Annotated in this window: 13 protein-coding genes and 1 pseudogene; 8 read left to right on the forward strand and 6 right to left on the reverse strand. The window is 35.8% G+C overall.

The window, feature by feature from the left end; genetic code table 11:
- Positions 1–12: 12 nt before the first annotated feature.
- Positions 13–576: a DNA-3-methyladenine glycosylase I gene (locus tag Q0X89_RS14700; RefSeq protein ID WP_297695495.1), complete on the reverse strand. Its 564-nt coding sequence runs from the start codon at positions 574–576 to the stop codon at positions 13–15.
- Between the two features lie 175 nt (positions 577–751).
- Between Q0X89_RS14700 and Q0X89_RS14705 the strand changes: the two genes are divergently transcribed.
- From Q0X89_RS14705 to Q0X89_RS14730, 7 genes are all read left to right on the forward strand, one after another.
- Complete coding sequence (locus Q0X89_RS14705; RefSeq protein ID WP_297695497.1) at positions 752–1,438, forward strand: TetR/AcrR family transcriptional regulator; 687 nt, start codon at positions 752–754, stop codon at positions 1,436–1,438.
- Positions 1,431–3,098, forward strand: coding sequence for a peptidase domain-containing ABC transporter (locus Q0X89_RS14710; RefSeq protein ID WP_297695499.1), 1,668 nt, complete (start codon positions 1,431–1,433; stop codon positions 3,096–3,098). The genes Q0X89_RS14705 and Q0X89_RS14710 overlap by 8 nt, the downstream gene beginning before the upstream one ends.
- Before the next feature lie 5 nt (positions 3,099–3,103).
- Entirely contained in the window at positions 3,104–4,456 is a 1,353-nt protein-coding gene (locus tag Q0X89_RS14715; protein WP_297695501.1) for an HlyD family secretion protein, read from the forward strand.
- A gap of 1 nt (position 4,457) precedes the next feature.
- Positions 4,458–5,861: a TolC family protein gene (locus Q0X89_RS14720; protein ID WP_297695503.1), complete on the forward strand. Its 1,404-nt coding sequence runs from the start codon at positions 4,458–4,460 to the stop codon at positions 5,859–5,861.
- A 28-nt stretch (positions 5,862–5,889) separates the two neighbouring features.
- Positions 5,890–6,249: a YitT family protein gene (locus Q0X89_RS18105; RefSeq protein WP_367177067.1), complete on the forward strand. Its 360-nt coding sequence runs from the start codon at positions 5,890–5,892 to the stop codon at positions 6,247–6,249.
- Positions 6,242–6,682: a YitT family protein gene (locus tag Q0X89_RS18110; RefSeq protein ID WP_367177068.1), complete on the forward strand. Its 441-nt coding sequence runs from the start codon at positions 6,242–6,244 to the stop codon at positions 6,680–6,682. Before Q0X89_RS18105 ends, Q0X89_RS18110 begins: the two co-directional genes overlap by 8 nt.
- Positions 6,683–6,766: 84 nt before the next feature.
- A complete protein-coding gene (locus Q0X89_RS14730) occupies positions 6,767–7,393 on the forward strand; it encodes a thioredoxin family protein (RefSeq protein WP_297695505.1) in 627 nt (208 codons plus the stop codon).
- Here the strand turns inward: Q0X89_RS14730 and Q0X89_RS14735 are convergent.
- Genes Q0X89_RS14735 through Q0X89_RS14755 form a run of 5 tightly spaced genes read right to left on the reverse strand, consistent with a single transcriptional unit; the run spans position 7,376 to position 10,845 of the window.
- Positions 7,376–8,101, reverse strand: coding sequence for an energy transducer TonB (locus tag Q0X89_RS14735; RefSeq protein WP_297695507.1), 726 nt, complete (start codon positions 8,099–8,101; stop codon positions 7,376–7,378). The two genes, Q0X89_RS14730 and Q0X89_RS14735, sit on opposite strands and share 18 nt — an antisense overlap.
- Before the next feature lie 57 nt (positions 8,102–8,158).
- Positions 8,159–8,851 (reverse strand): tRNA pseudouridine(55) synthase TruB, encoded by a 693-nt coding sequence (truB, locus tag Q0X89_RS14740; RefSeq protein ID WP_297695509.1) that lies wholly within the window; start codon positions 8,849–8,851, stop codon positions 8,159–8,161.
- A 38-nt stretch (positions 8,852–8,889) separates the two neighbouring features.
- Positions 8,890–9,684, reverse strand: coding sequence for an undecaprenyl-diphosphate phosphatase (locus Q0X89_RS14745; protein WP_297695511.1), 795 nt, complete (start codon positions 9,682–9,684; stop codon positions 8,890–8,892).
- Positions 9,685–9,957 carry a DUF3098 domain-containing protein gene (locus tag Q0X89_RS14750; protein WP_297695513.1) on the reverse strand — a complete coding sequence of 91 codons (273 nt, stop codon included), beginning with the start codon at positions 9,955–9,957 and terminating at the stop codon, positions 9,685–9,687. It abuts the gene before it with no gap.
- Between the two features lie 9 nt (positions 9,958–9,966).
- A complete protein-coding gene (locus Q0X89_RS14755) occupies positions 9,967–10,845 on the reverse strand; it encodes a permease-like cell division protein FtsX (RefSeq protein ID WP_297695515.1) in 879 nt (292 codons plus the stop codon).
- A gap of 80 nt (positions 10,846–10,925) precedes the next feature.
- Between Q0X89_RS14755 and Q0X89_RS14760 the strand changes: the two are divergent.
- Positions 10,926–11,109: pseudogene (locus Q0X89_RS14760) on the forward strand (leucine--tRNA ligase); the annotation flags it as partial.

The raw sequence follows: 11,109 nt of genomic DNA on the forward strand, positions 1-11,109 counted from the left end.
AAAAGGAAACACTTATACTTCATCATATCTAAAACAATTTACTTCATGATCATTTACCATTCCTGTTGCCTGCATATGGGCATAAACCACGGTACTTCCAACAAACTTAAACCCTCGCTTCTTTAAGTCCTTGCTCAAAGCATCTGAAAGCGCTGTTTTTGCCGGAGCCTCCCTATGATCTGCCAAACTATTATTTATGCGTTTACCATTTACAAATCTCCAGATATAATCACTAAAACTTCCAAATTCTTTCTGTACCTCAATAAAAGCCTGAGCATTTGTAACTGTAGCCTTAATTTTAAGTTTGTTTCGAATGATACCGGTATCCTGTAGTAAGGTATCAATTTTGGGCTGTTGGTAGGTCGCAATTTTGTTGTAATCAAAATTGTCAAAAGCTCTTCTAAAATTTTCCCGTTTCTTAAGAATCGTAAGCCAGCTTAACCCGGCCTGAAAAGTTTCCAAAACAAGGAACTCAAATAGCGTCGGATCATCTTTTACAGGAACGCCCCATTCTTCATCATGATAGGCTTCGTATAGGTCATTACCCAGACACCAACCACATTTTTGCACTTCCATATGGCTTAACTTTTATATAAAGATATGGCATTAATCGGAATTGAATTAATTAAGAATGGTCGTTTGCGAGCTTTCCACACCATTTAAAATAGTATTACTTTCGTTAAAAAATAGTTAAACTATTAGAAAATGATAGTATTACTTTTATATTTGCCCAATATATAAATTAAAGCTCATGGAAAGATTATTCCATTCTGTTCGGATTACAATTAATGATAAACTATATGTAAAGGACCCGGAATCCTCAAACCTGGGTAAGAGAATTGTTGAAGAAAGTATTCTTATGATCAATGATATTGGTTTCGAGAGCTTTACATTCAGAAAGTTAGGTCAAAAAATTGGGTCTAACGAAAGTTCTATATATCGCTATTTTGAAAACAAACATAAACTATTGCTTTATTTGGCATCATGGTATTGGGGTTGGCTTGAATATCAATTAGTTTTTGCCACAAACAGTATTCCTGATCCTAATACAAAACTCGAAAGAGCTATTGAAATCATGACGCAAGCAACAGAAATTGATTTGGCTTTTACCCATATAAATGAAATTTTACTTAACAAAATTGTAATTAACGAATATTCTAAGTCTTATCTGACTAAAGAAGTAGATCAGGAAAATAAGGAGGGGTATTTTGTTATATACAAAAGGCTGGTCAATAGAATGAGGCTTATGATAAATGAAGTAAATGCGGATTACCCTTATTCTGCAAGTCTTGCTAGTACTATTATTGAAGGTGCTTTGCATCAGTATTTTCTAATGGATCACTTTTCCTCTTTGACAAGTTGTAATAAGACAACAACGCCTACAGAGTATTTTAAACACCTAGCGTTTAACACTTTAAATATTAAAAACAATGGCTAAAAATATTCTTAGTGCCTGGCAACGTTTAATAGGATTATTAAAGCTGGATAAGAGAGATGTTATGCAGATTTTTTACTATGCAATTTTTGCAGGGGTCCTTAACTTGTCACTCCCTTTGGGAATACAGGCTATAATTAATCTTATTCAAGGTGCACAGGTAAGTACTTCCTGGATAATTCTGGTAATACTTGTAACCCTTGCTGTAGCTTTTGTGGGTATTCTTCAACTAATGCAAATAAGGATAATTGAAAATGTTCAACAAAAAATATTCACAAGATCAGCATTTGAATTTGCCTATCGGTTCCCAAAAATAAAGATGAACCAATTATTAAATTTCTATCCTCCGGAGTTGGCTAATCGTTTTTTTGACACTCTTAATGTTCAAAAAGGGCTTTCTAAATTATTAATTGATTTCCCCGCCGCTTTACTACAGATAATTCTTGGGTTATTGTTGCTCTCATTTTATCATCCATTCTTTATCATTTATGGGATTCTATTATTACTGCTTATATATATAGTCTTCAAATTTACTGCGCAAAGAGGGATGGAGACTAGTTTAGATGAATCAAAAAATAAATACAAGGTTGCACATTGGATCCAGGAAGTAGCCCGCTCCATAGTTAGTTTTAAGTTGTCCGGCAAAACAACTTTAGCAATGAATAAGACGGATGTATTAGTATCTGATTATCTTGAGGCTAGGGAAAGTCACTTTAAAATATTAGTAATCCAGTTTATTCAAATGATTGGGTTTAAAGTTCTGGTCACCTTAGGTTTATTGTTAATAGGTGGGATTCTTGTATTAAATCAGGAGATGAATATTGGGCAGTTTGTTGCGGCTGAGATCATCATCTTATTGGTAATAAATTCTGTAGAAAAGTTGATATTAGGTTTGGAAACATTCTATGATTTACTTACCTCACTCGAAAAGTTGGGCCAGGTAGTAGACAAGGAATTGGAGCCGCAGGATGGAGAAAAACCATTTAAGGATGATGAAAGTTTTTTGGTTGAATTAGAGGATGTCAGCTATAATGTACCGGGAAGAAGCAAACATATTATTGATTCTGTTTCCTTAAAGATAACTCCTCAATGTGCCATATTAATTCATGGTGCCAGTGGATCAGGTAAATCTAGCTTACTTAGGCTGGTGGCTGGTATCATTGAGCCCGATGAGGGTGATATTTATGTCAACAATATTTCTTTAAAATCTGTTAATTTAAATTATTACCGCTCACATATAGGCCAGTCCCTTACAGAGGAGTCTCCGTTTGAAGGTAGTATTCTGGATAATATAACATTTGGGGATACTGATATAACCGATGAAGATGTTTACTGGGCTCTGGAAAAAACCGGCTTAACACAATTTGTCAAGGAGCAACCTAATGGTATCAAAACAATGTTATATCCTGAGGGACAGCAAATACCTTATGTTGTCACTAAGAAAATTGTTCTGGCCCGCAGTATTGTAAGAAAACCGAGGTTGCTAATTCTCAAAGACCCTTTAGATCAGTTTGGCACTGAAGAAACTCGAGAAATCATGGATTTCCTATCCGGTAAGGACAGACCCTGGGCATTGGTTGTAGTTAGTCAGAATGATGATTGGAAAAATCATTGTACAAGAATAATCACTATGGAAAAAGGCAAAATAATTAATGAAAGTTAAAAGTCATGCTAAATATATCTCCAAATAAATTAAATAAAAAGGTGAACTTATTACAATTTAGTTCTGCCCGGCAAGTTTTTCACACGCGTCATTATAAGCATTTTAATCGCTTTCTTTTGATTTTTGCGTTGATTGGCCTAATTACACTTTTTTTACCCTGGACTCAAAATGTTTCAGGTACAGGTTATCTGACTACATTAAAGCCGGATCAACGTCCTCAGACCATTCAGTCGCCTATTCCCGGAAGAATTGAGAAATGGTATGTACAGGAAGGAGATTTTGTAAAAAAAGGAGATACTATTTTATTTATTTCTGAAACAAAGAATGAGTACTTCGACCCTAATTTGGTAAAAAGAACAGGTCAGCAAATAGTTGCAAAATCAAATGCCGTAACCTCATATGAAGGCAAAGTCAAGGCCCTTAATAATCAGATAAATGCTTTAATTAACGAGCGGAAACTGAAATATCAACAGGCAGAGAATAAATTGATTCAATCGAAATTGAAGGTTCAAAGTGATAGTATTGACCTGGAAGCCGCCAAGACTAACATCAGTATTGCTGAAAGGCAATATAACAGGGTTGTACAATTGCAGAAAGAAGGATTAAAAGCTGTAACCGATGTAGAGGAGAAAAGGTTAAAGTTACAGGAAACCCAGGCTAAACTAATCTCACAGGAAAATAAACTACTTGCTTCAAAAAATGAGGTGATAAATGCTCAGGTAGAAATAAGCCGGGTTAATGCAGCGTATACAGACAAAATATCCAAAGCCCAAAGTGATATGTATACAGCACAATCTAATCAATTTGATTCTGAGGCACAGGTAACAAAGCTGGAAAATGAGTATACAAATTATAGCATGCGTAATGATATGTATTACATTAGGGCACCACAAAATGGTTATATTAATAAAGCCATCAAAGCAGGTATTGGTGAAACATTCAAAGAAGGAGAACGCCTTGTAGGAATAATGCCTTCGGACTATGATCTGGCAGTTGAGACTTTTGTTGAACCTATAGATCTTCCACTAATGCACTTGGGCGAAGAAGTGCGCGTGCAATTCGATGGCTGGCCTGCTATTGTTTTTAGTGGATGGCCTAATATTTCTTATGGTACTTACGGGGGAAAAGTTGTGGCTATAGAAACCTTTATTAGCGACAATGGAAAATACAGAATCTTACTTGCACCAGACCCTTCAGATCATCCATGGCCACAGGATTTACGCGTGGGCTCCGGAGCCTATACGATTGCCTTATTGGAAGATGTACCAATCTGGTTCGAGTTATGGAGACAGCTAAACGGATTCCCACCAAATTATTATCAGCCTGATAATTCAATGGCCAAAAAAGAAAACAAGTAGTATGAAAAAGCACAGCTTTTTACTTACTTTCTTTATAACCTCTTTCCTTTTTGCCCAGGAGCAGGATACGCTTATTTTAAATTTCAGGGAATATTTGGGTTATGTCAAAAAATACCACCCTATTGCTAAACAGGCGGAACTGCAAATTGGAATCGGACAGGCAAACCTTATGAGGTCAAGGGGTGGGTTTGATCCAAAAATTGAAGTAGACTACGACCGCAAACAGTTTAAAGGTGTGGAGTACTATGACAGGTTTAATGCAACCTTTAAAATACCTACCTGGTATGGAATTGAACTTAAAGGAACCTTTGAACAAAATGAAGGACAGTTTTTAAATCCGGCAGAGGACTTACCGGTAGATGGCCTCTACAGCGCCGGGGTATCACTTTCCGTAATTCAAGGTTTATGGATTAATGAACGTATGGCTACTTTGAGAAAAGCAAAGTTTTTCAGAGAGCAAACAAAAGCAGACCGGGACTTACTGGTTAACCAAATTTTATATAATGCTTCACTGGCCTATTTTGATTGGTTACTGGCTTATAAAAACAAAGAAACTTTTAGCAATTTCCTCCAGAATGCCAAAATACGTTTTGAAGGGATTAAAAGAAGTTCAGAAGCAGGAGATATAGCGACAATTGATACTGTTGAAGCAAAAATTGCTGTATTGGACAGGCAGTTAAACTTAGAACAGGCCAAGGTAAACCTTACCAATAAATCCCTTGAACTATCAAATTTCCTGTGGTTAGATAATAATATTCCCATAGAGCTTCAGCCGAATGTTATCCCTAATTTGGACGTTGATGGAGAGGTGGATATTACTCTTGAAATTTTGGGTAAGCCGTTAGATAGTTTTTCTATTGAGAATCACCCTAAACTAAAATCGCTAGGTAATAAACTCGCAGGACTTGAAGTTGACAAAAGATTGAAGGCTAATAAGTTGTTGCCTAAAATTGATCTTGAGTACAATTTTTTAACAGAAACCCCGGACCTTATTAATTCTTTTGACACACAACAGTACAAAGGAGGTATTAAATTCAGGTTCCCGCTTTTTCTTAGAAAGGAAAGGGGAGATTTGAAACTGGCCAAATTTAAAATGGAGAATACCCAATTTGAGATTGACAATGCCCAAATAGAAATAAGAAATAAGGTATTGGCAATTTATTCAGCTTTGGATTCTTTTGATCAACAGAATTTTCTTATAGGTAATATTGTGAGAGACTACACAAGGTTGGTAGATGCTGAAGAACGTAAGTTTGCATTTGGGGAGAGTTCATTATTCTTAATAAATGCCAGAGAAAATAAACTCATAGATTCTGAACTTAAGCAAAATGAAGTTCAAAACAAATATTTGGGGACCAAGGCTAAGTTATTTAGAAGCCTGGCAATTAATCCGGAAAATCTTTAGGAACGCAAATCTCAAAATCAGTCAAAGAATGCCTCATACCAAGCTTGTTTCAACTATACCCAAATTGTTCATTAGGGATACTTTTTTTATATCCACAGGCATTCTATCTGCGGCATTTGGTTTAGAAAGTTTTTTACTGCCAAATAGATTCATAGATGGGGGAGTGACAGGGATATCACTTTTAATAACGGAGACTACCACACTTCCTCTTTATTCTTTAATTTTTCTCGTTAATTTACCTTTTCTGTTATTGGGATGGAAAGTAATAGGTAAGAATTTTGCTATTAAAACAACCATTGCTATCCTGGGACTTTCTCTTTCTCTCGCTTTGATAGAGTTTCCTGAGATAACAGGACGGAACGGAAGTTCTTGCTCTTTATTTGAGTAAACGACTGGGGACCAAAATCGGAGATGTTATGATCGTCATTAATCTGATTATTTTCCTTGCTGCCGCCTATATGTTATCCATAGAATCGGCATTATATTCTATGCTGACGTATTTGGCTGCTTCTAAAACTCTTGATTTTGTGGTGGATGGGATAGAGGAATATACAGGAGTAACAATAATTTCTGAGGCAAGTGAAAGCATTCGGAAGATGATTACCGAAAAACTAGGAAGAGGGCTTACGATTTACAATGCCCGCGGTGGTTATGGAAGAAATGGAATTCACAATGACTACGAAGTCATCTACACGGTAATTACAAGATTAGAAATCAGCAAATTAAATAATGAAATAACAAAGATAGACCCCAGCGCTTTCGTTATTATGAATAGTATAAATGATACTAGAGGTGGAATGGTCAAGAAACGAGCAATTTAGCCGAAACCAGGGTTGAATTTAACATAAAATACATCTTTGAAATAATAAATGTTTGGTTTTGAAATTTCTTGCGACTATTGGCAAATGAAAAATAAAGAAGATCACAAACTAAAAGAAGGATTAATAGAATCTGCTCTAACCAGATCTTATAGTTACAGAGAGTACCGGGATCTGGTAAATGATTTGGCCTTAAATGGTGGAACTACAGGAGAAGAGCAAAAAGAATCGCTTGTCAATTATACGGCACTGAACAACAGGCGTATGAAGCGATGGGACAAAACATTTAAGCTATCGGAATCTGATAAGTTGCTAATTGAAAAATGGAATAGGCCTGTTTTATGGCTTGTTTTAACTGAAAGTTGGTGTGGCGATGCTGCTCCATCAATACCTGTAATGAATAAGATTGCAGAAGCATCAGCTAATATTACCTTAAAAGCGGCACTGAGAGATGAAAACCAGGAGCTAATGAATCTCTTTCGAACCAATGCCACTTTGTCTATTCCCAAACTCATAATGGTCGATGAAAAAAGCAAGGAGGTTCTCAAATCCTGGGGCCCAAGACCCACAAAGGCAACTCAAATGGTTGAAGATTACAAAAAAGAGAAAGGGGAACTTACGCCCAAATTTAAGGAGGATTTACAGAATTGGTATAATAAGGACAAAGGGCAAAATATATTAGAGGATCTATTGCAATTACTTGCTTTGGAATAGGTAGGTAATTGTTCCTTTCTGACTATTTCTTGTGGCAGAACTAAATTTTGCCTTTAGTGCATAGGAGATGGCGTTTTCAACAAGGCACCCATTAGATGTATTAGAACTTTTTGAATTAAAACTGGCATCTATAACATTGCCTGAAGCATCTACTTCAATATTTACCACCACTTTGCCTCCTTCAATGCATGTATAGATAGGTGGAGGGAGTTCGTAATTATTTCGATTTACTAATGAATATGAAATAGAAGTTTTCCTTTTCTCAAAATTATTCGTGAATTCTTTTTTCTTGGCTTCAACTTCTTCTAATTGTTGTTTTTTTTCCTCTCTTTTTTTGACAAGGTCCTTAAGGCTGGCTGCGTAACCAGAATCTGAATTCAAATATTCCTGGAACTCATCTTCATTCATTGAAGCTTCTTTTTCTTCTAATAGTTCTTCAAGTGTTTTTAATGGTTCCGGTTCTTCAAAACTGGATTTGGCAGTTTCGTTAAAAGCCATATGACTTTTAATAGGATCCGCATTTGCCAGCTGTTCCTGCCTTTCCAATTCTTCAATTATCTTTTCAAGCTCCTCGTCAGCCAGACTTATTTCAATAATATACTCCTCCTGCTCCTTTGATCCCAAGTGAATATTAAAGAGTAATAATATCACGATAGAAAGAGAGAAGAAAGTAATTATCAGAGAAAGCTGACTTCGATTCAGGTCCATAATTGTATAACCGCCTTTTTAATAATATATTTCACTCAATAGCTCATTTTAAAGAGGTTAAAGATCTAACATTTCTTTAAAATTCGCCGGTGTCACCGCATTATCTACGTTATATTCTCCTATTTTGGTTCTTCTAAGAGATGATAAGTGGCCCCCGGAATTCAATGCTTTTCCGAAATCATGGGCGATAGATCTAATATATGTTCCTTTACTGCATTGTATCCTGAAATGTATATCAGGCATATTTATTCCTAATATCTCAAATTCCAAAATTTCAACAAAGCGTGCTTTTACCTCCAATTCCTTGCCTTCTCTTGCATATTCATACATGCGCTTGCCATCTTTTTTTAAAGCTGAAAAAACAGGAGGTTTTTGGGCAATCTTACCTATAAATGAAGCTTTGGTCTTATAAATTGATTCATTGGTGATATGAGTCGTTGGATATACCTTATCTATTTCTGTCTCCAGATCATAAGATGGAGTTGAGCTGCCCAATGTTATAGTTCCCTCATATACTTTCGACATTTCCTGGAATTCATGAATGCGCTTTGTGAATTTCCCAACACAAATCAATAAAAGTCCACTGGCGAGAGGGTCTAATGTCCCGGCATGGCCTACTTTAATTTTTTTTAACTGGTATCTTTTTCTAATAGCCCATTTTACGGCATTGACCGCCTGGAAAGATGACCATTTTAAAGGTTTATCTATTAGAATAAGCTGCCCTTTCAAATAATCTTCCTTGGTTTTCAACACAATAATTTAAATGAAAAGATACATAAATAATGAACTTAACCCCAAAGACCAAAACCAATAGCAATGAATCCAACAACAAAACAATAGATGGCAAAGTAAGTCAGCTTACTTTTTTTAACGAGTTGAATCATCCAGGTACAAGCGGCTAAACCGGCTATAAAAGCGGCTATAAAGCCAGCGCCCATAGCAAGTGTTTGTTCACTTTCAAATTGAAGTTCTCCTCCGATAATATCTTTTGCCATTTTACCTATTATAAGGGGTACAACCATTAAAAATGAGAATCTGGCTGCTTTGGTTTTGTCTACACCCAATAATACCGATGTGGATATAGTGGCCCCGCTTCTGGAAATACCGGGTAAAATTGCAATAGCCTGTGAAATGCCTATGATAAATGCATTTAGATAGGTGACTTTCTTTTTAGTTTCCCGGGCCTTATCTGCTAGGTAAAGGAGTAATGCGGTTATAGTGAGCATATACCCCACAAATGCAACATTACCGCCAAAAAACCCTTCCAGCTCTTCTTCAAAGACAAGGCCAATAAAAGCAGCAGGGATCATAGAAATAATTATTTTTAATGAAAAAAGAGTTTCCTCGTTAGATTTAAATTGAAATAACCCTCTAAAAATTGTCCAAACATCTTTTCTAAAGACAACAATTGTACTAAGGGCAGTGGCAAAATGAAGTATCACTGTAAACAATAGGCTTTCCTCCGGGATAGAATTATCACCTAATATAGCCTTTCCCAACTCCAGATGACCACTGGAAGAAACAGGTAAAAATTCCGTTAATCCCTGGACTATGCCAAGGATGATTGCGTCGATGATTTCCAATTAGTTATTTTTCTTCTTATGTGGATTTAATAAGATCGCATATATCTCAATCCCTAAACCAATAAGGACCAGTGTTGGCGCCAATCGAATTCTTCTGAAGTTATATATATCCGGATTAAATACATTTGGGTCGTCACTGCCACCTCCGCTCATTAATATAAATCCAAGAGCTATAAAAGCAAGCCCTATAAACATAAATAGATAATTTTTTTTCTGGAAGATAAACTCGGGTTTTGGGACCTGACTTTGTTTATTTTTTTGCTTTTGACTCATGCTGCAAATTTAATAATATAAATCATCTGTTCTTAGATTAAGAAAACGTTGAGTGGCAAAATACGTACTAATTAATGAAATGAGTACACCTAAAACAAATACACTTATGAAAAGGATACCTAACATAATAATGTCTTGTAAAAGATTTAATTCCGGGAAATTCATGTTCACATAATAAAGAAGTGTGCCCAGCGCCATCAGTGCCAATAATGAACCTAACATTCCTAACTTAATGTTTGTCCAAATAAATGGCCTTCTGATAAATCTTTTTGTAGCACCTACCATTTGCATGGTTTTAATAATAAAACGTTTAGAATATATAGATAAGCGGATAGAACTATTAATCAATAAAACAGCTATTAGTGTAAAAATGGCGCTGGCTATCAATATCCAGAAGCTAATTCTTTTTACGTTTTCTGTAAGCAGCGCAATAAGAGGCTTATCATAACTCACTTCTTCAACATAGTCCTTTTTGGACAATTCTGATGCAATTTCCTCTACTTTTTCAGTAGACACAAAATCTGCTTTCAAAGCTACATCAATTGAATTTTTAAGAGGATTATAACCCAAAAAGTCCAGGAAGTTTTCGCCAATTTCGGCACTGTGCAGTTCAGCAGCTTCTTCTTTGGAGACGTACACGGCAGATTTAGTATAATCTGCCATTACCAGGCTTTTCTGTAGTTGATCAACTTCAACTTCTTTGGCATTGTCCTTTAAGAAAACAGATATTTTGATTTGTTCTTTAAAATGATCTGCCAATTTTTTCGTGTTTAGTACTAAAAGCCCTAAAACACCCAATAGAAATAATACAAGCCCAATACTCAAAACCACTGAAAAGTAGGAAGAGATCAATTTGCGTTTTTGATAGCGTTCAAAAGATTTGCTCATAGCGGTATATGAATACGTAAAAATAGGAAAGTAAATTGAATAAACTTATTTTTGCGCCGTATTGGGATTAAACAAAAATTATGAGCTATAATTTTAGGGAGATTGAGGCCAAATGGCAAAGATATTGGGCACAAGAAAACACATTCAAAGCAATTGAAGGCTCCGAGAAGGAGAAATTTTATGTTCTGGATATGTTTCCCTACCCATCAGGTGCCGGTCTTCATGTCGGACATCCTTTGGGTTATATTGCAAGTGATATTTATG

It is taken from the genome of uncultured Eudoraea sp., assembly GCF_947258525.1.
Classification (GTDB): Bacteria; Bacteroidota; Bacteroidia; order Flavobacteriales; family Flavobacteriaceae; genus Eudoraea.